Consider the following 23,876-nt stretch of genomic DNA (forward strand, 5'->3'; position numbering starts at 1 on the left):
GGCAGGGGTATTTTGGAGGCGGTGGGTATTGGGGTTGTTCCCAGGCCTGGTGATGTGTGCGCACGGGGAAACTTTGCCACAGTGGATAAGGAGGGTGTGGTTGTTGACCGACGGGCAAAGGTGGGGGAGAGGCGGATGAAGACCGAGGAGTGCGTGGAGTTGTGCGCCCGGCTGCAGGAGCGGATTGGTCAGATTGATGATGTGAAGGTTTTGGTGAGAGCGGGCAGGGAGCACAGGTTTGTTGTTATTTTTTCTGGAGAGGGTCTGAAAGAGGGCTTAAGCGATTCTGACCCGGGCAGGGAGGGGAAGAAGCCATTGCCGGTGAAGCCGCTCGTGCCTGAGGCGGAAAGGGCGGCACGGGTGGTGAATGAGTTTATTGAAAGGTGCGCAGAGGAGTTGAAGAAGAGGTCAAGGGCAAACTGGGTGCTTTTGCGTGGGGTTTCGCTTTTGCCAGAGCTGCCGCCATTTCCCGAGCGCTATGGTCTGCGTGCCGCCTGTGTTGCCGCCTATCCGATGTATAAAGGACTGGCAAGGCTTTTGGGGATGGAGGTTTTGGAAAACGATGGGACCTGGGAGGGGGAGATAGGGGCGGTTGAAAGTAAGAAGGATAAATTTGATTTCTTTTTTGTCCATTTCAAGGAGTTTGACCAGGCGGGTGAGGATGGTGATTTTGACCGCAAGGTGGAACTTTTGGAGCAGTTTGATGAGCGAATTGTGCCGAGGATTACCGCGCTGAATTTTGATGTGCTCTGCATTACCGGGGACCATTCAACACCAGCGGTGATGCGCAGCCACTCCTGGCATCCGGTGCCTTTACTAATCCATTCCCGTTACTGCCGTCCCCAGGGTTTTGATGAGGATTTTGGGGAGAGGGCATGCCGGCGCGGGACATTGGGGTTTGTTTCCGGGATGGAGTTGATGCCGCTCCTTTTGGCGCACGCGCTGAGACTGAAGAAGTTCGGGGCATAGGTGCGGGGCTGGGCAATTCTGTCGGTCTGGGATAAAAGCGGTCTTGAGGAGCTGGCGCGGGCTCTGGTTGGTGCTGATTACGGTCTGCTGGCAACCTCAAAGACAGGTGAGGTTCTGCGGGGGGCGGGTTTTAATGTTACCGATGTTGCGCAATGGACCGGTGCACCTGAGGTTTTAAAAGGTAGGGTCAAGACATTGCATCCAAAGATTGCTGCGGGAATTCTTTCCTTCCGGGATGACAAGACAATTGAGCCGATTGACTTTGTTGTCTGTAACCTTTATCCCTTTGCTGATGGGCTCAGGCAGGGTTTGGGGCTGAAGGAGATGATTGAGTTGATTGACATTGGCGGAGTTACGCTTTTGCGGGCGGCTGCGAAGAACTGGCTTTATGTGACCGCGGTTCCTGAGCCGAAATACTATCCAGAGGTGATTGCGGAGCTGCGCTCCCATGGCGAGGTGAGCCGAGGGCAGCGGCTGAGGCTTGCGCAGGCAACTTTTGAGTTGACCAGCAGGTATGACGGGATGATTTGTTCCTATTTTGCGGAAATTGTTGACAGGTATCCTGATTTTCAGGTATAATATCAATTAACTTGAGAGATAATCTATTTACCAGGAGGATAAGTGGCTCGTATTGTTGGCGTTGATCTGCCTGACGGCAAAAAGGTTCTTTATGCCCTGCCGAAGATTTTCGGAATAGGGCTTTCTTCGGCGCGAAAGATACTGGCAGCGACCGGAGTCGACCCGAACAAAAGGGTCGGTGAACTTTCTGATGAGGAACTGGCGAGTATCCGTAAGGAGATTGAAAGCGGATACAAGGTTGAAGGTGAACTCCGGGCAGAGATTGCCGCCAATATCAAGCGCTTTATTGAGATTGGCTGTTACCGCGGTCTGAGGCATCGGGCGCGGTTGCCGGTGCGCGGGCAAAGGACCAGAACCAACGCCCGGACAAGAAAGGGACCGCGTAAGACCACTGGTGTTATCAAGGTGAAGGCGCCTTCAACGCCGAAGGAGTAGTTGTGGCAAAGAGGTCTTCAAGGAAGAGGGCGTCACCGGTTTGTGTGGCGCATATTACCACTACATTCAATAATACCATTGTGACTATTGCCGAGCCTGACGGCGCGGTGGTGTGCTGGTCATCCGCGGGCAGGGTCGGTTTCAAGGGTGCGAAGAAAGGCACCCCTTATGCAGCAGGACAGGCAGCAGAGTCTGCGGGTAAGGAGGCGGTGGCACTCGGCGTGAGAAAGGTTGAGGTAAAGATAAGCGGACCCGGTCCGGGTCGGGAGGCGGCGATTCGTTCGCTGCAGAACGCCGGGCTTGATATCGTGAGCATTCAGGATGTCACCCCTATTCCCCATAATGGCTGCCGTCCGCCAAAACAGCGTCGGGTATAGCGGTTTGTTGACACAAGGGATAGGAGTTTTATAATCACGGATAGGATATGGCAAGAGATATAGGAGCGAAGTGTAAGCGTTGCCGCCGGGCGCGGGAAAAGTTGTTTCTGCGGGGCAACAAGTGTATTTCGGATAAATGCACATTGATTAAGCGGGGTGAAGAGGCAGCCACGGCGACCCGGCGCCGGGTTTCGCCCTATGCGATTCAGTTGCGGGAGAAACAGAAGTTACGGATGATGTATGGGATTCTGGAGACGCAGTTCCGCAACTATTTCGTCAAGGCGGCAAAGAGTCCGAATACCGCAGCGGCACTGTTGATGATGCTTGAGCGCCGGCTGGACAATGTTGTTTTTCGGCTCGGTTTTGCCGACTCCCGGGCTCAGGCACGGCAACTGGTTCGGCACGGTCACATCACCGTGGATAATCGCAGGATTGACATACCTTCATACCAAGTTAAGCCAGGGCAGGTGATTGCGGTTGCCACCGAAAAGGGGCGGAAACTGGTCAGCGGGATCCTGGCGGCAAAGGAGCCGGTGGTTGTGCCCTGGTTAAGTGTGAATCAGCAGCAACTTACCGGTCAGATGCTTAGGCTACCGTCGCAAGAGGATTTAAAGGATGTTCCCTGTAATATGCAATTAATCGTGGAGTTTTATTCAAAATGAAACTGAAACCTTTTATAATGCCTGAAAGGTATGAGATTGATACCGAAACGGCAACCGACAGTTACGCCAAGTTCAGTATTGCACCATTAGAGCGGGGTTGGGGAACCACTATTGGCAACAGTCTCCGCCGGGCGCTACTTTCCTCGGTGCAGGGCGCGGCGGTGGTGGAGGTCCGGATTGATGGTGTTACCCACGAGTTTACCACAATTGAGGATGTGGTTGAGGATGTGCCTGAGATTATCATCAATATCAAGAAGCTTCGTTTCCGACTCTGGTCTGAGACGCCCCGGCTTTGTTACCTCCATGCCAAAGGGAAAAGGGAGTTTTACGCCCGAGATATGACAGTTCCGCCGGACCTGGTGATTGTTAATCCAGACCAGAAGATTCTCACCATCGCTGATAACCGCCGTTCGGTAAACATTGAGATGCTGGTTGAGAATGGCAGGGGGTTTGTTAAGGCGGAGCGCATCCGTAAGAACCGCACCGCACCTGAGGGGACCATCTTCTGCGACGCATTTTTCTCCCCGGTAAAAAGGGTTAATTACTGGGTGGAGACGATGCGAGTGGAGGACAGAACCGACTTCGAGCGGGTGATGCTTGAGGTCTGGACCGATGGCACGGTCACTCCAGAGGAGGCGCTGATTCAATCGGCGACGATATTGAGAAACCATATGGCGGCACTTGTACCAAGTGAGAAGGAGCCCAGTTTTGTTGAGGAGGAGAAGGTTCTCGAGGATCGCGACCGGCTGGCAGAACTTCTGGCAATGGATATTGACGAGCTGGAGCTTTCCAACCGGGCGCTCAACTGTTTGAAACGGGGGCGTTCAAAGCATACCGGTGAAAGGGTTTCGATTCAGACTGTCGCCGACCTTGTTCAACGCACCGAACGGGAGATACTGGAGATTGAGAACTTCGGCAGAAAGTCGCTTGAAGAACTGAAAAAGGTTCTCGAGGATCTGGGATTGAGCTTGGGGATGGATATCTCAGGGATACCAGTGGGGAAACCAAAGGCGGAGGCTGAGGAAGAGGAGGAAAAGGAGTAATCTGTGCGGCATGGTGATAGAGTGAAGAAATTAGGACGCAAGCGCGAGCATCGGGTTGCCCTTTTGCGAAACCTTGTTGCCGCCTTAATTAGATACGAGCGTATCAGAACAACGGTTGCGAAAGCAAAGGAGGCAAGGCGGCTGGCAGAGCGCTTAGTGCGTCTGGCAATTTCCGGGACACTCGCGGACCGGCGGCAGGTGGCGAAGGCGATAGCCGACAAGGGGTTGATTCGGAAGTTGTTTTCAGAGATTGCCCCCAGGCTGGCTGACCGCCAAGGTGGATATACGAGGATTTATCGGTTAGGGCATCGACCAGGGGATTCAGCGGAGATGGCCATTCTGGAGTTTGTTGTCCGTTCGGAGAAGGAGGGGGTGACAAAAGGGAAAAAGGGTGGCAAAAAGACAGCGACAGATAAGAAAAAGTCTTAGTTATTGCCGATGATGCTAAAGAAATTTCTCAAGTCGAAGATTCATGGGCTTCACATTACTGGTAAGGAGTTGTACTACGAAGGGAGTCTGGAGCTGGATGGACTGTTACTCCAGGAGGCGGAAATAGAATCGGGGGAGATGGTTCAAGTGGTAAATTTGAATAATGGGGAGCGGTTTGAGACTTATACGATTTCTGCTCCTCCTGGGTCCGGTCGGTGTGTTTTGAAAGGTGCAGCCGCCCGCTTGGGCGAGGTGGGTGACGAACTGATTGTGATGAGCATTGTCTACCTTGACGAAGAGAAGGCGAGCCGACACAAGATAATTAAGGTCGTTGTGGACAAGGACAATCGCGTAATCGGAAAGAAGAGTTGATTTGTGCTTCGCTGATTTTTCTTGATTAAACAGGCTAAGTCTGTTATTATATTATTAATTATCTTTATCTTTTCTGGCTGTTCTCCGCAAGGTCGCGCCGAAGTTACAATACCTCCAGCCGAGGTTGAGGTGGTTAATGGCACTGGTATTCACCGATTGGCAAGGGCGGTCGCATGGGAACTCTTGAGCCGCGGTTTTAATGTTTATAGCACCAGCGATGCCGAAGCGCATTATCAACGCACAGTGGTTAGAGATTTGCGCAACGCCGATGGCAAAATGGCACTTGCCGTAGCAAGGGCGTTGGCGAAAAGAAAAAGGGTTCTTTTTTTAAACTGGGGAGAGCCAATAATTCCACCTGTAGAGGTGAAGATCGATTCTGGTCGTTTCGTTGATGTGGAGATTATCTTGGGCGATGATTACCAGCAGTATTTCCCGGAGGTTGTGCGATTGTACTGATGTTGGTATCGGCAAAGATGTTGGTCTTCAATTGAAGGATAGATGGTTAAGGGCGATTCTTCCCAAGTTGCGAGGAGATTAGCGAAGATTATCGAAAAGAAGCTGGGCGAGGATGTGGTGATATTGGATTTGAGGGAGGCATCACCTTTAGCCGACTTTTTTGTTATTGCTACTGCCAGTTCCACGGTTCATGCCCGCGCAATTGCCGATGGCCTGTGCGATCCTCGTTTGCTTAAAGGATTGAAGATGCCCCATCACATTGAAGGATGGGAAAGTGGTCAGTGGATACTTCTTGACTATTTTGATGTTATCGTGCATATTTTTCTTGCGGAGACAAGAGAATTTTATGGTCTGGAAAGGCTCTGGGGTGATGTCCCCCGCAGAAGAATTAGCCAAGACAAAAAGGAGGTGTGACTTGAACCTCACATCATTGTTGAGGCCTGATAGGATTAACCTTCATCTCGCCAGCCGTAAAAAACCAGATGTGTTAAAGGAAATGGTGATGATGATTCGGTCGGGGGAAAGTGCTGAGATGCTCCTCCAGACTTTGCTCAAAAGGGAGGAGCTTGGTTCTACCGGCATTGGGAAGGGTATCGCCATTCCTCATGGCAGGTCGCTTTTGCTTGACAAACTGGAGATTGCGGTGGGCAGGTCAGACAAAGGGGTGGAGTTTGACGCCGTTGACCGGAAACCGGTTCATTTGCTATTTTTAGTGATGGCGCCGCCACAAGACCCAGGAAACCAGTATCTTATTACTTTGGGGAGAATTGCACTTGTCTGCCAGGAACTGACAAAACGGAAACAACTCTTTACCGCGCAAACCCCGGATGAGTTTATTGAGCAGGTTCGACTCCTTGAGGAGAAGGTAAAATGAACCCAAAGATTGAGACCTTGCGTTCCCTTGAGGAGTTTGACCTTATTCTCCGGGATATTGAGAGCGAAAGCTATCAGCAGGTTGGGTTTAAAGGGGTTAAGGCTTCTGAACAGTTCATCAAGATTGCAGAAAAGGAGAGGGCGAAACTCACAAAAAAGATCGATCCCAAAGTCCTTGCTCAATATGAGCGGATAATGAAAAGGTATGGGGGTAGGGTGGTAGTTCAGGTAATTAGAGAATTCTGTGGCGGCTGTTATGTGAGGTTGCCTTCGGAACTGGCGGTGCGCTGCCGGACCGAACTGGTTACCTGCCCCAATTGCGGTCGTTTCCTCTACTGGGTTAAATAAAAAGCGAAGCTTTGGCTTTTTTCGTTTTTATCTTCGTTTCCGCGTTTGAATTTTCCCTTCCGGTCGGGGCCAGTAGTGGTATGGGAGCAGGGGTAGCGGTGGAGGATTGGCAGCATAGCCTTAAACTTAATCCCGCCCTCGCAACCAACCCACATCGCTTGGCGGGTGCCATTGTTTATGCTCAACCATATGGGTTAAAAGGGTTGAACTGTGCCGGGGTAGGGGTGAAATTTTCTTTGGGAATTTTTCATTCTGTCTCTGGCTTAGAGGTTCTAACCCTGAACGGTAACAACGAAGTTGATATTGCCGCAGCCGTGGCATTGCCGGTTGCCGAGGGTTGGTCGGGAGGGTTTGGAATTCACGGATTGGTTCAGCATTTTAAAGACATTACGCCTGATATTTTGCCCAGTTTTGACCTCGGGTTTCTGGGCACAATTGACCGCTTTTCTCTGGGAATAGCCCTTCAGCGGATTAACTCACCTCGCTTTCGCAGCGGTGACGAACTTTTTCCTGAATTCAGGGCGGGTTTGACTTGGAAGCCGGCTGAGTCGCTTCTATTGGCAATTGACCTTGAAAAAGAAAGGGAGGTTGAGCGCATTCTTGCCGGAACAGAATTTCAGCTTTTTGAAGAGGTAGTTATTCAAGGTGGGTTGGAGACATTTCCTTTCTGTCTGCGTGCCGGTCTGGTTCTCCAGTTTAACTGGCTGGGGATAAATTATGGTTATCAATACCATCCGCAAATGGGAGATACCCATACGGTGGGTATAAATTGCCAGTGGAAGTAGTCATCTTTCTCGCGGTCGGTTATTTTATGCCTTTTGAACTTGTTCCCGACCGGCAGCTGACGCCGGATGATGAGGAGGTTTATGAGCAGGTGGAGGACAGCCTGATTAAGATAGAGAGGTTTACGACCAAGGTACCAAGCCGTTCCCATTTACTCATCCGATTCAGGGTAGACTCCATCCGAAAAGGCATTGCTGAGCCAGGTAATTTTATTCGTCTTAACCTTTCAAAAAAGAATCAGGAGGCGTGCATTATCATTGAAAAGGATGCAGGGGAAAAACAGATTGCCGATTTCTGGGGAGGTGGTTTTTCTTTTAAGAGGGGTGAATGGCGGTTCACCTTCGGTGATTTTCTTTTGCATTTCGGTCGAGGATTGATTTTTTCTGCCCCCTCTGCTCGCTCGGGTTTCAGCGAAGTGGTTTTCGGTCAGAAAGAAAATGTTCTTGCCAGGTCAGCACAGGAGAATAGAAACCTGCGCGGTTTAAGGATTGACAGAACTTTTCAGAGGTTTACTTTTACCTGTTTAGGCTCCTATTCACCAAGGGATGCAACGCTGAATGCGGACGGAACGATCGCTCGGCTTAAATTCTGTGGTGTGCACCGAGATTCGGTTTCACTTAAGGAAAAGGGACAGGCGGCACAGATGCTTGTAGGGTTGATAGCGCAAATCCGTGGGAATGAACGTGTTTCAGCCGGACTGGCGGTTCAGGGGATAAGATTTAATCGCCCCTTTGCCCCCGATGATTCCGCATATTCATTTTATGGTCAGAACTTAGGGGCGCTTAGTCTTTTTTTGAAAGCGGGCGCAGGGGGTAGGAGCGGGGGGCTGGAACTCGCTACATCCTTACCTGATGCAATTGCGGTGTCGGCGGTGGTTGCTGTCAAGGAGGCCGGGATGAATGCGGTATTAGGAGGTTCGGTTTATTCTGCTCGCTTTTTCTCGCCTGCGGGTCGTGCCTATGGGCTTAGTCGGAGGTTTAGCCGGGCTGAGGTTAATGCCCATTTTGGTTATCACCAAGGAGGTTTTTCTGCAGCTGTTGAGGGTAACACCCGTCGTGATTATCTTACCGATTCCATTCCTGCGCGGTTACAGTTCAGAACCGGTTATGAGTCCAACCCGCTTCAGCTCAGGTTTATCTTGAGGGAAAGATTCCGTGCCGAAGACGAACAGTCACGGAGTGCAAGAATAGAAATAGAGACGGGCTGGCGAATAGTGATGATGCGGTTGGCTTTTGGTGATGAATACCCTTTAAATTCAGTTGGACGGGGGAGGATTGCCGAGTTGAATATCAGGACGGAAGCATCACCGGTTGACATTTCTCTTACTGGGATGCTGATTGATATTACCGGGAAGGGCATTAGGGTTTATGCCTCGGAGTCGGGCGTGATGCGGGTTGGAACAGGTTTTACTTCGGGTGAGTCGGCGCAGAGGTTGAGTATCACCGCTGCGGTAAAAATAAAAGAGTTGGGGAGGCTTGGTGCAAAATTGGGATTCACACATAAGGATGACTGGCAGCCCGATTTCGCCATGCAGGTAGAGGTGATAAATTAATGTTGTTTGATTATCATATTCATCCTGATTTTTCTCCTGATGCCCAGGGGAGTATCACTGATTACTGCAGGCAGGCATTGGCAATTGGCGTTAAAGAGTTATGCTTTACCACCCATTACGAACCCGACCCGGTGCGGGCAGAGATTGAAAGGATTATTGTCAGGGGTGAGGCAAGAGCGGTTGATTCGGACTGGACCAGTGCCTATCTGGAGGAGATTGAGCGTGCCCAGAGGGCTTTTCCCGAACTTGATATTCGTGCCGGGATTGAAATTGGTTATGAGATGGGGCTGGAGGGCAGGATTGCCGATTTTCTCTCTCAAAATCGGTTTGATTTTGTTCTTGGCGCGGTTCATTGCCTTGACCACATTTCCATCACCTCCAAGGGTGAAATTGATGAATTTCGCTTCCAATTGAAACCGCGGGGATCAGAGTTTATTGCTAAGCGTTATTTCGAGTATGTCCGGGCTGCAGCAGGTTCGGGTCTTTTTGACTGTCTTGCCCATCTTGATATCTGGCGGAAATGCATTTTGCCGGAGATGGGTACGGGTTTTCTTGATGCCATTGGACAATTTATTGAACCGATGGTGAGTGCAATTGCGCACTCCCGAACCGGTCTGGAGATAAACACCTCAGCATTCCGGCGGGGTGATGATGAGCCATATCCTCAGGAGGAGATAGTCCGATTAGCGGTTCAAAGAGGGGTAAGGATATTTACCATTGGCTCTGATTGCCATCGGGTTAGCGATTTGGGCAGCGGGATCAAAAGGGGTATGGAGGTTCTTTTGAAACTGGGTCTGGAGCCTGCTCGGTTTCAAAACCGGCAGATGATTTCGGGAGGTCAACTTAAATTACGAAACTGCGAAGGATGGCTGTTTCCAGCTCACTGGAAAAGGTATAAATTTAGTTAATCGTACTGGTAAGATGTTGTAGTTGATTAAAAGTGTGTTGACTTTTGATTTTGTTGGTAATAGAATAAAAGCATGAAAATCGGGCTGCCGCGGGCGTTGCTTTATTATCGTTATGGCAGGCTATGGGAGAGTTTTCTTGCCGAGTTGGGTGCCGAGGTGGTTATAAGCCGGAAGACCGATGAGGCGATTCTTGAAAATGGTCTTGCCTGTGTTTCGAGTGAGGTGTGTCTCCCGATAAAGATTGTGGCTGGACATATTATTGAACTTAAAGACCAGGTTGATGCCATCTTCTTTCCCCGCCTGGACTCCTTGCGTCACGGGCTTTATGCCTGTCCGAAGATGATTGGGATTGTTGATGTTGCCCGAATGCTTTTAAATGACAAGGTGCGTTTGATTGCGCCAACGATTAAGGGTGGGTTTGCCCGTGCTCATCTCCTTGCCGGTCTAAAGATTTGTTCCAATCCTTTAAAAGTGTGGCAGGCATGGCGCAGAGCCAGAGAGGTTCAGGTCAAGGCAAAGGTCAATGATTCTCAACCTCAACCGCTACCCATTCCGACCGTTGGTCTTATTAGCCATTTTTACAACCTTGGGGATGAGTTTATCTCTGGGGCGATAATCAGGACATTCAAGGAAAATGGGTATCGAATAGTGACGAAGGAAGACCTCCCCCAAGAGATACTTATGAACCAGGATGGGTTTGCGGGTAAAATCCGTTGGGTTTATGAACGGGAACTTTTCAATGCCTTTGAATATTTTTTGGATAAAGTTGATGGCTTTTGTATGGCGGTCTCAATGGGCTGTGGTCCAGACTCAATTGTTGCCGAATTTATGCGCGAGCGGGCACAGGCAGCACAGGTGCCTTTCCTTCTCTTGGTGATTGACGAGCACACCGGGACCGCCGGAATTGTTACCCGTGTTGAGGCGTTTGTGGAGTTGATGAGGCGCAGAAGGCAGGTACAGTTGTGCGCGTAGGCATTCCCTATTTTGGCTACGATACCCTTGCGCTCAAGGGATTTGTCGAGGAGTTAGGTGCCGAGGTAGCAATGCCGCCACCAACCTCAAAGCGGACAATTGCCCTCGGTGTGAAACTGGCACCAGAACTGGTCTGCATGCCCTTCAAGATAACCTTGGGTAACTTCATTGAGGCGCTTGAAAACGGTGCGGACACACTCTTGATGGCTGCTGGTGCGCGCAAGTGCCGTTTCGGGTATTACCACTATTTGCAGGAAAAGGCTCTGCGGGCGATGAGAAACGATTTCCGGCTTGTCCCGGTTACTCAGTATTCGGCATACCAGTTTATCTTCAAATTGATGCCCGAACTTTTTGGCGTTAATCCAGCAAGGGTTATTAAGGCGGTTTATCATCTCTTTGAGAAAAGCGCCCTGACAAGGGATTTCCGGCGCCTCTTGAATCAGAAAAGGGCGGTGGATTTCTGGGGAGCGGAGCGGTTAAAGGGCAAGGCGCTGGAACTGATTGAGCTTGCCCGGACCGGCACGGAGATGAAGAGGGCTCGCAAGGAGATTTTTAGGATGTTTGCCCTGAACGGTAAGAGACCGGATATCAGGGTCGGTCTTGTGGGTGAGATTTTCTTCACAATTGACCAGGCGGCAAATCAGGAGATTGAAAAGGAACTGGCACGTCTGGGTGCGGAGGTTGTATTTGAACGCAGCCTTTATAACCATCTCCGCCACCTGTTACGCTCTGATTTTGGCTATCTCCGCTCCCGGCGCCTGGCGCGTTCGTACCTGCGTGAGTGTCCTGGTGGGGAGGCGATTCGGACTGTGGGCGAGGCAATCTGGTTTGCGCGTCAGGGAGTGGATGGCATTGTTCATCTCTTTCCCTTTACCTGTATGCCTGAGAACATTGCGCTTGAGGCGCTCCAGCGCCTTAGCGATGCAACTGGTGTCCCTGTCCTTTCCCTTTCATTTGACGAGCACACCTCCAACACGGGAATTGTTACCAGATTAGAGGCGTTTGTTGAACTTCTGCGGAGGCGCAGACGTGCACGAGGGTTATCTCGGAATTGATGTTGGTTCCATCTCCACGAAAGGGGTGGTGGTTGACCGGAATTTCAATGTCCTGGCAGAGAGGTATTTACGCACTCAGGGGAATCCGATAAACTCCATCCGCCAGCTTTTAAAGGAACTGGGTGGTGAGGTTGATTCGCAGGTGCGGATATTAGGTGTGGGCACAACCGGTTCGGCGCGGCGCCTCGCCGGTGTGATGGTGCAGGCGGATATTGTCAAGAACGAGATAATCGCCCATGCGGTGGCGGCGAGTCATTTCTATCCTGATGTTCAGACCGTTTTGGAAATTGGTGGCCAGGACTCCAAGATAATCATTCTCCGTGATGGGATTCCAGTTGATTTTGCGATGAATACCGTTTGTGCTGCTGGGACCGGCAGTTTTTTAGACCATCAGGCAACCAGACTACAGATACCGATTGAAAGGTTTGGTGAGCGGGCGTTAAGGGCAAGAAACCGGGTGACGATTGCTGGTAGGTGCACCGTTTTTGCCGAATCGGATATGATTCACAAGGCGCAGTTAGGGGTGCCAACTGATGACATTATTGCTGGTCTCTGTGATGCAATTGTCCGCAACTACCTGAATACCGTTGCCAAAGGCAAGGAGATAAAGCCGAGGGTTCTTTTTCAGGGCGGGGTGGCGGCAAATGTTGGTGTCAGGGAGGCTTTTGAGCGGGCGCTCAATCAGAAAATCACCGTGCCTCAGCACTTTCTGGTTATGGGTGCAATTGGTGCGGCGATTCTCGCCAAGGAGGAGACTGAAAATAAAGAGAGTAGGTTTGCGGGTTTTGAGGTGGCTGATATTAATTTTGAAACCAGGGTTTTTGAGTGTGATGGTTGCCCGAACCGGTGTGAGGTGGTCGAGACCTGGCGTGCCTCTGAGGTGATAGACCGTTATGGGGATAGGTGTGGGAAGTGGTCAATCAGCAATTGAACCCCTTTTACCAGAGGTGTTATGCGTGAGTTGTTAGTAGTGTTATTTATCTTGGGCGGTCCAGTTTGCGCAGGACCAAAGGAGGTGAAAATGGAAAGAAAACCAGCAGTAGCTGGGCAGTTTTACCCGGCCGATGAAGGGATTTTGAGAAAGATGGTTGACTCTCTGATTGCCCAAGCTGAGCCACCCGCAATAACAGGGGAAATACTCGCTATTTTAGTGCCACATGCCGGAATCGAGTACTCCGGACGAACCGCAGCCTATGCCTATAAACTCATTAGTGGGAAGGATGGGCTTACCGTGGTGATGGTAGGTCCGAGCCATCGGGCTGATTTTGAGAGGGCAGCAGTATATGGAAAAGGTTCGTGGTTGACGCCTTTAGGGAAAGTAGAGGTGGACGAGGAACTGGCACAAGCTATTTTGAGAGAGGATAGTTATTTCGCTGACCTATCTGCAGTTCATCTTCAGGAACATTCCCTTGAGGTGCAACTGCCATTTCTCCAGCGGGTATTAAAAAATTTTAAGGTTGTGCCGATAATGCTGTTATTTCCAACATATGAGGAATGCGAAAGGGTAGGCAAGACGATTGCCCGGGTGGTAAAGGATAAGCCAGTGCTCCTTCTTGCCTCATCAGACCTTTATCATGGCTATTCCTATAGTGAGGCAAAATCAACCGATTCCTTTACCCTTGAACTTATCTCACAATTTAACCCCAAGGCGTTTTATCGCGCTTTGACCGAGTCTTATGGGGAACAAAAGCCTTTGGCGTGTGGTGGATATCCAATAGTGGTGGTGATGGCTGCGGCAAAGGAGTTGGGGGCTGATAAGGCGGTAGTTTTACATCATACCAACTCAAGCGATGTTACAGGTCAATACGGAGGATATTGTGTTGGTTACAGTGCGGTTGCCTTTGTAAGGGAAGGGGGAAATGAGGAGGCCGCTACCGGTCTGACTGGGGAGGAGAAGAAGAGCCTGCTAATGATTGCTCGTAGGAGTATTGAGGAGTATCTGCGGACGGGCAAGGTGTTAGATTTTGATCCCTTGACTGAGAGGCTTAAGGAGAAGCGGGGCGTTTTTGTCACCCTGCATAAGTGGGGCGAATTAAGGGGATGCATTGGCTATATTGAGCCGATAAAGCCGCTTTATCTTGCAACTAGGGATATGGCGATTAGTGCGGCAACCGAAGACCCTCGGTTTTTTCCGGTAAGGTTAGAGGAACTTCCTAAGATTGACATCGAAATAACCGTTCTCTCCCCTTTAAAGCGGATATCCGACCCGGAATCGGTAATTGTGGGTACACACGGTTTGGTTATTCGCAAGGGTGGTCGTTCGGGGGTTTTTCTGCCACAGGTACCAGTTGAGCAGGGTTGGACGAAAAGAGAGTATCTTGAGAATGTGTGTCGTAAGGCAGGGTTACCGCCCAATGCCTACAAGGACAAGGATGCGGAACTTTATGTATTTACCGGTGAGGTTTTTGGAGAGAAGGAAAGACAAAACAAAAAGGAGCCATAACAGATGAAGAAAGGTCTGTTTTTAACCATCTTTTTCTGCTTTACGAGCGTTTTCGGTGGCTGGATAGGAATTGCCAGCCGTAATGAAACCGCACCTCAGGTGGTGATAAAGCCTGAAGGCAGAGGTGCCACAGTAGTGGATATCACCATTCCCGGACTGGAGACTCTAACCGAAATGATTGACAACCAGAACTGGACTGTGGTAAGGATTCCTAACGAACCCGCGTTAACCGGTGAGATAGGTCTACCTCAGGTGCCGGTAATAATAAGAAATCTTGCTATTCCGGATAATGCGCAATTGAGCGTGGAGGTGATTTATGCGGAGTTCGAGAAGATTCGCGATGTTTTGATATATCCGGCACAGAAGCCTTTAACCGACCTTGACCAGCCTAATTGGACGGTTGATTATGATTTCTATGCAAGAGATGTGATCTATCCGGAAAATATAGCGAGGGTGAAACTGCAGAGTACCTGGCGCGGTCTACCTTTCGCAACGGTGGAGATAAATCCAGTACGTTACAATCCGGCGCACAGAGAACTTTATGTGGCAAAGCGGCTTAAAGTCCGATTAAGTCACACTGGGTCTTTTCGGAGACATCAAATTGAGCCTTGGAGTTTGCCGATGCTTAAGACCCTAATTGACAATCCGGAAGGGCTGAATCTTGATGTTAAGTGGTTTGACAGTCCAGGTGTGCGTTATTTAGTTATTGCTCATTCTAATTATACTGGTGGCTGGCTTGACTCGCTTGTCAACTGGCACCAGAAAAGGGGAATAGAAACCAGGGTAATTGCTAAGTCATCCTGGACTGCAACCGAGGTAAAGGATTCGGTGCGGGCAGAATACAATCGCAACAGCCCGCCGGTATTGCGCTGGGTGCTTTTGGTTGGCGAATACAACGAGGTGCCGGGTTATGTCTATCCTGGTGTTGGTTTCTCTGATATCTGGTATGCGGACCTTGAACCGACGAATGGTGATGACTACTTTGAGTTGGGGATTGGCAGGCTCAGCCCTGCAAGTGTGACCGACCTAAGCAATCAGATTCAGAAGACCCTCAATTTCCAGAAGAATCCGCCTGGAGGTGATTGGACTTCAAAGGCGGGTTTGGCCGCACATCGTGAACAATATCCGCAGAAATACTCAGCCTGCACCCGCGGCATCTATAACTTTCCTTATGCGCTTTATCGTTATACCTTTGACACGATTATGGGAGGCACCAGTGGAACCAATGCGATGGTTGTGGCAGATATTGATTCTGGCAGGGTGGTGATAAACTATCGGGGTCATGGTTCGGAAACAGACTGGTCATCTTGGGATGCACTAAGCCAGTCCTGGACAATCTCCCATATCAACAATCTCAACAATGGGGATATGACGCCGGTGGTGATAAACTGCTGCTGTCTTAACCATGTGCTTTCGGTTGGTACCTGTTTAGGTGAGGCGTGGATGAGAAAATATCCTGGCGGGGCGGTGGCATCATTGGGCGCAACCGAGGCATCTTACACCATTCCCAATCACGCCTGGGATTCAACCCTTTTCCGCTGCCTTGGCGATACATTGAGAGTATCTATTCCGGGTGTGCGCGAGTATATATGTCCGACCTGGGATTTGGGCTGGATGCTCTGTAATGCCGATGCCTATATTCAGAAATACTATGCTTCCCAAGGTGGTACTGATAATGCGCGGATGTATCTCTGGCTTGGTGACCCGGCTCTGACTGTCTGGACCGGACCATTGGAGACAGCAGATGTTGTTCATCCGGCAACAGTTCCGCTTGGCAATTATGAACTGCGGGTTACGGTTTCAAAAGGTGGTAATCCGGTCAAGGATGCGCTTGTGTGTGCGTGGAAACCAAATGAGTTCTATGTCTTTGGTTATACCGATGCGAGCGGTGATGTTACCCTTGAAACCAGTGCCTCCAGTCCGGGTGAATTTTCGCTTGTGGTCACTGGTCAAGGGTTTGTTCCCTATCAGGGAACGATTATTGCCCGTTCACCCAACACACCCTATGTTGTTTATCTGCGCTCAATTGTCAGGGACTCTGCAGGTGGTAATGGTGATGGCTGTATCAATCCAGGTGAAAGCATCATTCTGTCAACCTGGGTAAAGAACCTCGGTGACTCTAACGGCTACTCGGTCTCTGGTAAAATTAGAACAAGTGACCCTTATATCACCATTACTGATTCAATCAAGAACTTTGGCAATGTTCTTGCCCATGATTCTGCCTTTAGTGGTGCTGACGGCTTCGGATTCGATGTTGCCCCTGCCTGCACCAATGGTCATATCATCAGGTTCAAACTCGTCTGCTGGGATGTGCATGACTCGGTCTGGAGTTCTAACTTCACTCTGCGGGTGGGCGTTCCTACACTTAATTATGTGGGTCTTATGGTTATCGATACTATTCAGGGTGGCAATGGTAATGGCAGGCTTGACCCTCAGGAGAGCGCCGACATTGTTATTTCCTTGCATAATAGCGGCTTTGGGCCGGCAAGCAATGTCAGCGCAATTCTCCGCTCTGGTGATTCCCGCCTGCTCGTCAATGACTCCCTGGGCTTTTACGGACAGATTATGAACGACAGTACCAAAGCGAATCTCATCGACAGGTTTCGGGTAACTACGCTTTTGATGCCCCAGGAGACAAGAATCTCCTGCACCCTTTATGTCTCTGCCTTAGGTGGTTACACCTGGGTTTTGCCGTTTACTGTTTTAGTTGGTGAAATCCGCGCCTATGACCCGATTCCTGATACTGGTGGTCCCACAATATCATACTGGGCTTATGACGATGTTGATACATTCTATAGCAAACATCCAGAGTTCAACTGGGTGGAAATCAGGGACCTCGGTACCCGTCTCACCTTGAATGATGACGAGACTCGCCAGATAACCCTGCCTCCCGAGTTTGGACCTTTCATCTACTACGGTCAGGCTTACAACCAGATCTCAATCTGCTCCAACGGTTGGATTGCCTTAGGTTACACAACAAAAAGCAGCCCTTCAAACACCACCCTACCCAATCCAGAGATGCCGCCTCTGCTTGCTGCTTACTGGGATGACCTGTATCCACCTGTTGGCAATGGCGTCTGGTATTATCACGACACCGCCAATCACCGTTTCATCATTGAATGGGACTCGGTGCATTTTTACAGCCCGCGCGACTCCTGGGATAAGTTCGAAATAATCCTTTATGACACAACCAGGACCGATAGCAACTGTGAGTTCATCTACCAGTATCTCACCTCCAATTACAATAAATCGGTGACTGTCGGTATTCAGGACCACACCCAGCGTCGTTACATTCAGGTTGTTTATAACAACAGTTATCATCGGGGTGCCGCACCGCTGAGTTCAGAAAGGGCAATACTTTTTACACCGGTAGACCCTTACATCGGTTTGCATGAGCCGGATGTTGCCGGTACTGAAAATCCCGGAAGGCTGACAATGGCAATTGCCCCAAATCCGAGTTTGAACAGAGCACAAATTTCCTATCAATTACCGTACCGAGGCAGGGTCAGGCTCTTAATTTATGATGCACTTGGCAGGCTGGTGCGGACGCTTGTTCAGAGTGAACTGCCACCAGGGAGATATACAGTTGTTTGGGACCTGACCGATGATGGGGCGAGAGCGGTTGCCAATGGTATCTATCTTTATCGCCTGGAAACATCAGAAGGAACACTGACAACCAAAGCGGTGTTGATGCGCTGAAAAGAGACTAAATCCAGGGGGGCGTAGCAATACGCCCCCTTTTTATTTAATAGACAACAACAACACCCGAGGGAATTACCTTTGCTCTGACCTGTCTGATACCATTTTTGCGTTTGGCATAGACCCGGATGCGGTAGTTGTAATTGGTTGATGGTTCATATCCCACGATTGTGCCGGAAATGCTGCGGTTGGGTTTAAAAGGACCTAACCAGATGAAGACAATCGTTTCAATCAGCGCCATTGGGTCGTTTGCAAATGACTCCCTATCCTCTGGTGACAACCCTTTGAAGACCTCGCCAGCAATCTCCACATGGGAGTGAAAGTTGCCTAAAAATCTCATCCTGAACCTGACGCTCAGTTTGCGGCGCCGTGCGATTGCCCTTCTGATTGTTTGCCAATCTTTGAAGACAACACCGGTCCTTGACTTTTCTCCTCCCCGATAGTAGCAGGGGCGTCGGACAATCAGCCTTTTCTCCCTCGTGATGGTGCCAAAGAGAAAACCGAAGGTCTCGCGTTTGAACTTTGTCTCATAACCTTTCCGGGCAAGACCGCACAACTCACGCACCGCAGCCTCTTCAAAAAGAACCGGGGCGCGGAATTTGATTAAGGGTTGGATTGACATTTATTTATTTTATCTCTTTTACCAATACGGTCAAATTGGGGCAGGGGAAAATAAAAGTGCCGCTGGAGGGCCTAGGCCATGAGGTTGATTCGCCAACCCAGGCAATTGCCCGACCAGCAGCAACAAATAAATACAAAACTCAGATTTAATGTCAAGCGAAAATTTTTAGGGGGGAGAATCTATCTGACCACCAGTTTGGTGCTAACCCAATCCTTATCCTGTTGCCAGCGCAAGAGATAAACACCGGGTTTGACACCAGCAAGGACAATTTTGTCTTGCTGGGCAGTGAAGGTTTTTACTAATCTGCCACCGACATCGTATAGCCTGAGTCCAATTAACCCCCTGGGGAGTGTTATCAGACCTTCACTTCTTGCCGGATTGGGGTAAACCTTTATCCTCTGGTATCTTGGCAAAGGTGAGTTTGGCACCTCGCTGATGCCCGGTCCTGTAGGAGGGTATTTTATCGTGCACCAGTCATAGTCATAGTTCTGGCGGGTGCCGGTGATGATGAATCCAGTTGTATAGATATAGCCTTCGTTGTCAATGGCAAGCGCATATACCCAGCCGGCGATACTATCCGGACCGCAGTATCTTGCCTCCCACTGCAGTGAACCGAACGAATCGTATTTAATCAAGGTATAGTCATCTCCCCAGTAAGAGGTATCTCTTGGTGCTTTGCTGTATCCCCCCACATAGAGATTTTTCCGGCTATCAACTCCAACGGCAAAAGGGTAGTCATCGCTTCCGCAACCATTATATCGTCGCTGCCACAATTCAGTGCCATCTGGGGCATATTTGATTACAATGATATCATAGTTACTCTGAATCCCTGGACGTTCAGCGGTGCCACCGGCAATATAGCAGTTACCCTCCGGGTCAATTGTCAGGGTCTGACCTATATCATAACCAGGACCGTCAAAAAACCTGACCCATTGCTCTTCGCCCTGGCTATTATATTTCACAGTTACGATTGTTATTGGATAGCCGGCATTATCTAACAGGCTGCCAGTTACATAAACACCAGCAGGGGATAATTGCATTTTGTAGATGGTACCATAGATGTTTTCACCCCGGCGCCAAAGGAGCTCACCATCGGGGCTGTATTTCATTATCAGATAACTTACCCCTCCCTTTCTACCAAAACCTGCGACATACACATTACCATTGGTGTCAAGCGCAACACTGACACACCACACTCCAATTGAGTCGATTCTGACCCATTCTTCTTCGCCTTCAGGGTTGTATTTTATAGTTATGGCAAATCTGTCCGGATAATCTCCGATGTAACCAGTTACATAGGCATTACCTTGCCGGTTAGTCGCGATTGCACTGCCCCAAAAATTATCTCCATAAGTTCGCACCCAGACAACATCACCCCTGGGCGTATATTTTATGGTTACATTCTCTCCGGTTACATACACATTCGCACTGGAGTCGGTTGCAATCGCCAAACCGAAACCATAGTCAAAGAACCTGACCCATTGCAATTCACCGTCCGTTGTATATTTAATTGTGCAGTAATTGGGAATGGGTTCGCCATAATGGGGCATAGAGACATAACCGGTAGTTAGGATATTTCCTGATGGGTCAATGGCAATAGCATAGGAATTATCCATCCCCTGTGCCGGACCATTATAGGTTCTGACCCACAATTGGGGATAAATATAGCCACACAGAAAGAAAGAAATTAAAATAGTGCCCTTCATAGTTTTCATATTATAGACATTTTATTACCTCAGGCAAAGGGTAAATATCTTTCGCCAAGACATCGTTACAGGGGCTTTTATTTTATTACCGTGAATTTGGCGGTATAGACGGTTGGTCCTGATTTGCCGGCGGTAATCAGTTTTGCAAAATAAACACCGCTGGTGAGGTCAAGGGGTCCGAGGGTGAGTGCTGTGCGTTCTTTAAGCTGGGTGCGGTTCCAAGCGTAAATCTGGACTCCGGAGGCGTTGAATATCTTCAGGCTTTCAAATTCATCTTTGCTGGCGGCAGGTTTTATCCGCAGGCTCTTTGTTGCGGGCTGATACTGGATATAGCCGAACCCGGACAAAAGCCTGCCCAGCCGATTTTCCGCCATTCCCGGACCAGGACCGTAATACTCAAGGATAAGCCAGCCTTGGAAATCAGCAACATATAATAAGCCATCCTTCACTTGCAGGTTCCCAGCCCAGTAAGGGGTAATGTAGAACCCCACTTCAACAGGCGCATAGGGGTCAGAGATGTCATAAATCCGAACGCCCTCCCCCGCCTGGGCGACATAGGCAAGATTGCGGTTGAGGACAATTCGCCAGGAGTAATCCGGGACCGATAACCGTGCCACCTCATAAGGCTCACGGGGATTGGAGATGTCAAGGACGATGAACTGCGAACCCACGACAAACGCATAAGGATAACTCACCGCCACATCCGAGACCGCACACTGGGTGTCAAAAAAGGAAAGCGACTCAGGTCGCGCTGGGTCAGAGATATCGCATATCCGCACCCCCCATCCATTGTAGGTATAGGGTATAAACAAGAGATTTCTTTCCAGAGCTAGTGCCCAAGGGGTGGCGCGGGAAGAGATAACTGCGATGCGCTGTGGTGAACGCGGGTCAGCAACATTGAGAATCCACACATCGGTGGAGCAGATAAGAAATGCAAGTGTGTCCCTAACTGTTATGGCTAGGCCATTGCCGGTTGTATGAATCAAACCGATTTGAACCAAGTTTTGTGGAGAAGAAACATCCACAATTCTCAGCACCGGACCGTTCGTGCACGCAAGATAGGCGATGCTGTCAGATGACACCCAGACGCGGAAAACTCTCCAAGATGAGTCAATTTGACTGACAAGGCGCGGCATAGTTGGGTCAGACACATCAAATATCTGGAGTCCCTGACCCCGGATTCCGGTATACACATAATTACCCTGTACTGCAATCCCCTCGGTCGAACTATGAAACCCACTAAACCTGCCTAATACTATAGGACTTGCAGGGTCAGTTATATCAAGGATAGTGATGGTATCTGGGGTAGGGTAAGGACCGGTAGACACCGGATTGACAAGATAGCAGCGATTGCCAAACACCGCGGCAAGGTCGCCCCGGCACCTGCTCAACACCCGGATTTGGGCAGGGTCAGCAACATTGAGAATGTAGAGCGACTCGTTGTGGTTGTTCCGTTGTCGGATGACAAAGGCAAGTGTGTCTATCACCTCCAGATGTCTGGTCTGTCCGGGAAAAACGCCCACCTCAAATGGTGCGGTCGGGTCCTTGACATTCCAGATTCTCAATCCCGCATCCTCCCAGGCGATATAGGCAAATGTATCCCTTACCTGGACATCCCGGGGCCAGGCGGTTGGTGGTGGTGGAATCTGATACCGAAACACCTCAAACGGGTTAGTCAGGTCGCTGATGTCAATGATGATAAAACCGTAATAATTGCCGCAGACATAGGCATAGTTACCGCTCACCACCACCTTGTCGCTCTTTTCCGGGACCGGGCAGGAGCCAACTTCAACCGGATGGGCAGGGTCGGAGTAGTCAAGAATCCTTAACTCGTTTCCAATCAGAAATGCATAATGCCCGATGAGTTGACTTTCGTTGACATACCAGGAAGGAGCATAGGTGCTTGTCAGGACCGGATGCCTGGGGTCTGTGATGTCATAAAGCGCCACCCCGTTTTTAGATTGACCGGTTAGAAGGTAGTTGCCAGAAACCGAAAACCACATTCCACAGCCTGGTGTTGGCAATGAGTCCAGTTTCCGGACTGCCCCTGGATTGGACACATCAAAGATATACATCCCTCTGCCTGAAAAAACATAGAGGATGCTCTCAGAAACCTGGCAGTAGGGCAGCGGTGAATCAACATAACCTTTACGCAGACGGGAATAAGGCCAGAAGCTGACCGTCCGGATATTAAAAGAGTCCACCAACTGCCCGGCAATCAGAAGTGTTAAAATTAGAGATGCCATTGCCCTTAACTCAGGGCTGGTCAGGTCTTAATCCCTGACCAGCCCGTTTATCCTACCACATCCTCGGATTACCAGTAAAGAAGACATCAGGTCCATGAAGGCTGGTATTTTCATACCAGTATGGACTGAGATATGTAGGTGAGCGGATTTCACCTTGAGCCCATCCCGGTGGTGATGGCGGGTTCTGGTTTCTTGGCGGAAAGTCCTCAGTATTCATCGGAACCCAGGAGAGACCTTTTATATAGTATTGGTGTTGAGGGTAAATCGGCTGAGGCATACCGGGTCCGTGTTTTGTAAACATCATACCGACGGGGAACCCCAACATCGCTCCAGGTAGTATGGGTCCAACCTGAAATCATTCCATCCTCGGATTTTGCAAATACCCAGACATAGGTTGCGGGTGAGCCATCTGCCTTGCAGGTGTAACCCCAGAGAACCTCTATCCCCTGAAGTTCCTCTGGGACCTCTTCTGAAATATGGGAACCGCTTGATACATTTCCGCCAGTAATTTCCTGATTCATCTCTGAGAGGAAGTCGTCTACTACATTATACTGCTGCGCAAATACCACTGGCGCCAAAAGAAAGGCAACGAGGAGCGGGAGGGTTTTACGCATTAACATCTTTACTCCTTTCTGCCCTTTCTCCGGGCGCCACAATTATACTACTTTCTCTCTCTCTCTTGTCAAGCACGATTTTGTTTTACAAGCGATTGTATAATAATAAGTTATGCAGGTGATGCCGTTTTGTGCCGGCTGGGGTCTGAAATCTGACCTGACATCACTGGTTATAAAGATTTCTCCACTGCGGTCAAATGGCGGATAATTACGCAATGCAAAAATCAAAAGGCAAAACTGACAATGCAAAATTCACCCATACATTTTGACTTTTGCATTTAACATTTTGCAGTTTGCATTGAGTCCGAAAGAAATTCCTCGGCTGCGTTCGTAATAACAAGGCTACAGGCTTGAAAAGATGGTGAGGGATTCCTCCACTCGGGTCGGAATGACAGAAAGAAAGGTCAGGATGAACGGCTTAATCTGTGTGCCTGTCTGCCTGTACAAGACCGAAGACCGGAGACCGAAGACCGGGGGCATCCCACTTCTGATACTTGGCATCTAACATTCCCCCTGTGTTAAAGCAGGGGAAAAAGGCAGTCCAACATAGGGGGTTATCCCCCTCTTGGCGCTGTCAATGGTTATCTGTCTCTGCCTCTAACAGCAGAAAAAACTGTTGCTCAGGGGTGGAAAGAATTTCCCCGAAAGCCCCTTCTTTTCCGGTGTTGCCCAAGCGGAAAAAATCTACCATTACCTTCATCAGCAGACCTGATTACCTTACAATCACAACCTT

At 49.7% G+C, this 23,876-nt stretch carries 25 protein-coding genes; 20 read left to right on the plus strand and 5 right to left on the minus strand.

The window, feature by feature from the left end; translation table 11 throughout:
- The 20 genes from ABIK47_05165 to ABIK47_05260 all read left to right on the plus strand — a co-directional run.
- On the plus strand, positions 1-969 hold a 969-nt coding region (locus ABIK47_05165), incomplete at its 5' end, for a phosphoglycerate mutase (GenBank protein MEO0020011.1).
- Entirely contained in the window at positions 970-1,548 is a 579-nt protein-coding gene (locus ABIK47_05170) for an IMP cyclohydrolase (GenBank protein ID MEO0020012.1), read from the plus strand.
- Positions 1,549-1,590: 42 nt separating this feature from the next.
- The gene (gene rpsM / locus ABIK47_05175; GenBank protein ID MEO0020013.1) at positions 1,591-1,983 is read left to right on the plus strand and encodes a 30S ribosomal protein S13; all 393 of its coding nucleotides are present in this window, start codon (positions 1,591-1,593) and stop codon (positions 1,981-1,983) included.
- A 2-nt stretch (positions 1,984-1,985) separates the two neighbouring features.
- On the plus strand, positions 1,986-2,360 hold the full coding sequence (gene rpsK / locus ABIK47_05180; protein MEO0020014.1) for a 30S ribosomal protein S11: 375 nt from the start codon (positions 1,986-1,988) through the stop codon (positions 2,358-2,360).
- A gap of 47 nt (positions 2,361-2,407) precedes the next feature.
- Entirely contained in the window at positions 2,408-3,022 is a 615-nt protein-coding gene (gene rpsD, locus ABIK47_05185) for a 30S ribosomal protein S4 (GenBank protein MEO0020015.1), read from the plus strand.
- The gene (locus tag ABIK47_05190) at positions 3,019-4,065 is read left to right on the plus strand and encodes a DNA-directed RNA polymerase subunit alpha (protein ID MEO0020016.1); all 1,047 of its coding nucleotides are present in this window, start codon (positions 3,019-3,021) and stop codon (positions 4,063-4,065) included. Before rpsD ends, ABIK47_05190 begins: the two co-directional genes overlap by 4 nt.
- 3 nt (positions 4,066-4,068) lie before the next feature.
- Complete coding sequence (gene rplQ / locus ABIK47_05195; GenBank protein MEO0020017.1) at positions 4,069-4,494, plus strand: 50S ribosomal protein L17; 426 nt, start codon at positions 4,069-4,071, stop codon at positions 4,492-4,494.
- A 9-nt stretch (positions 4,495-4,503) separates the two neighbouring features.
- Positions 4,504-4,866: an aspartate 1-decarboxylase gene (locus ABIK47_05200; GenBank protein ID MEO0020018.1), complete on the plus strand. Its 363-nt coding sequence runs from the start codon at positions 4,504-4,506 to the stop codon at positions 4,864-4,866.
- Positions 4,867-4,995: 129 nt separating this feature from the next.
- A complete protein-coding gene (locus tag ABIK47_05205; GenBank protein ID MEO0020019.1) occupies positions 4,996-5,322 on the plus strand; it encodes a LytR C-terminal domain-containing protein in 327 nt (108 codons plus the stop codon).
- A gap of 42 nt (positions 5,323-5,364) precedes the next feature.
- The gene (rsfS, locus tag ABIK47_05210; protein MEO0020020.1) at positions 5,365-5,736 is read left to right on the plus strand and encodes a ribosome silencing factor; all 372 of its coding nucleotides are present in this window, start codon (positions 5,365-5,367) and stop codon (positions 5,734-5,736) included.
- Position 5,737: 1 nt separating this feature from the next.
- Positions 5,738-6,196 (plus strand): PTS sugar transporter subunit IIA, encoded by a 459-nt coding sequence (locus ABIK47_05215; protein ID MEO0020021.1) that lies wholly within the window; start codon positions 5,738-5,740, stop codon positions 6,194-6,196.
- Positions 6,193-6,543, plus strand: a complete 351-nt coding sequence (locus ABIK47_05220; protein MEO0020022.1) for a C4-type zinc ribbon domain-containing protein — start codon at positions 6,193-6,195, stop codon at positions 6,541-6,543. The genes ABIK47_05215 and ABIK47_05220 overlap by 4 nt, the downstream gene beginning before the upstream one ends.
- 80 nt (positions 6,544-6,623) lie before the next feature.
- The gene (locus tag ABIK47_05225) at positions 6,624-7,328 is read left to right on the plus strand and encodes a hypothetical protein (protein ID MEO0020023.1); all 705 of its coding nucleotides are present in this window, start codon (positions 6,624-6,626) and stop codon (positions 7,326-7,328) included.
- Positions 7,319-8,878 (plus strand): hypothetical protein, encoded by a 1,560-nt coding sequence (locus ABIK47_05230; GenBank protein ID MEO0020024.1) that lies wholly within the window; start codon positions 7,319-7,321, stop codon positions 8,876-8,878. Before ABIK47_05225 ends, ABIK47_05230 begins: the two co-directional genes overlap by 10 nt.
- Positions 8,878-9,786, plus strand: coding sequence for a histidinol-phosphatase HisJ family protein (locus ABIK47_05235; GenBank protein MEO0020025.1), 909 nt, complete (start codon positions 8,878-8,880; stop codon positions 9,784-9,786). The genes ABIK47_05230 and ABIK47_05235 overlap by 1 nt, the downstream gene beginning before the upstream one ends.
- Positions 9,787-9,858: 72 nt before the next feature.
- Positions 9,859-10,758: an acyl-CoA dehydratase activase-related protein gene (locus ABIK47_05240; GenBank protein ID MEO0020026.1), complete on the plus strand. Its 900-nt coding sequence runs from the start codon at positions 9,859-9,861 to the stop codon at positions 10,756-10,758.
- Positions 10,749-11,813 carry a 2-hydroxyacyl-CoA dehydratase gene (locus ABIK47_05245; protein MEO0020027.1) on the plus strand — a complete coding sequence of 355 codons (1,065 nt, stop codon included), beginning with the start codon at positions 10,749-10,751 and terminating at the stop codon, positions 11,811-11,813. Before ABIK47_05240 ends, ABIK47_05245 begins: the two co-directional genes overlap by 10 nt.
- Positions 11,788-12,744, plus strand: a complete 957-nt coding sequence (locus tag ABIK47_05250; protein MEO0020028.1) for an acyl-CoA dehydratase activase — start codon at positions 11,788-11,790, stop codon at positions 12,742-12,744. The genes ABIK47_05245 and ABIK47_05250 overlap by 26 nt, the downstream gene beginning before the upstream one ends.
- 21 nt (positions 12,745-12,765) lie before the next feature.
- Positions 12,766-14,256, plus strand: coding sequence for an AmmeMemoRadiSam system protein B (gene amrB, locus ABIK47_05255; GenBank protein ID MEO0020029.1), 1,491 nt, complete (start codon positions 12,766-12,768; stop codon positions 14,254-14,256).
- 3 nt (positions 14,257-14,259) lie between these two features.
- Positions 14,260-17,955, plus strand: a complete 3,696-nt coding sequence (locus ABIK47_05260; GenBank protein ID MEO0020030.1) for a C25 family cysteine peptidase — start codon at positions 14,260-14,262, stop codon at positions 17,953-17,955.
- Between the two features lie 46 nt (positions 17,956-18,001).
- Here the strand turns inward: ABIK47_05260 and ABIK47_05265 are convergent, their stop codons facing one another.
- From ABIK47_05265 to ABIK47_05285, 5 genes are all read right to left on the minus strand, one after another.
- The gene (locus ABIK47_05265; GenBank protein MEO0020031.1) at positions 18,002-18,577 is read right to left on the minus strand and encodes a hypothetical protein; all 576 of its coding nucleotides are present in this window, start codon (positions 18,575-18,577) and stop codon (positions 18,002-18,004) included.
- Positions 18,578-18,756: 179 nt separating this feature from the next.
- On the minus strand, positions 18,757-20,283 hold the full coding sequence (locus tag ABIK47_05270) for a T9SS type A sorting domain-containing protein (protein ID MEO0020032.1): 1,527 nt from the start codon (positions 20,281-20,283) through the stop codon (positions 18,757-18,759).
- A 77-nt stretch (positions 20,284-20,360) separates the two neighbouring features.
- Positions 20,361-22,529: a hypothetical protein gene (locus ABIK47_05275; GenBank protein MEO0020033.1), complete on the minus strand. Its 2,169-nt coding sequence runs from the start codon at positions 22,527-22,529 to the stop codon at positions 20,361-20,363.
- A 52-nt stretch (positions 22,530-22,581) separates the two neighbouring features.
- Positions 22,582-22,746, minus strand: coding sequence for a hypothetical protein (locus ABIK47_05280; protein ID MEO0020034.1), 165 nt, complete (start codon positions 22,744-22,746; stop codon positions 22,582-22,584).
- A complete protein-coding gene (locus ABIK47_05285) occupies positions 22,736-23,143 on the minus strand; it encodes a hypothetical protein (GenBank protein ID MEO0020035.1) in 408 nt (135 codons plus the stop codon). Before ABIK47_05285 ends, ABIK47_05280 begins: the two co-directional genes overlap by 11 nt.
- Positions 23,144-23,876: the final 733 nt, after the last annotated feature.

It is taken from the genome of candidate division WOR-3 bacterium (assembly GCA_039801245.1).
Classification (GTDB): Bacteria; Hydrothermota; Tepidihabitantia; order Tepidihabitantales; family Tepidihabitantaceae; genus JAOABP01.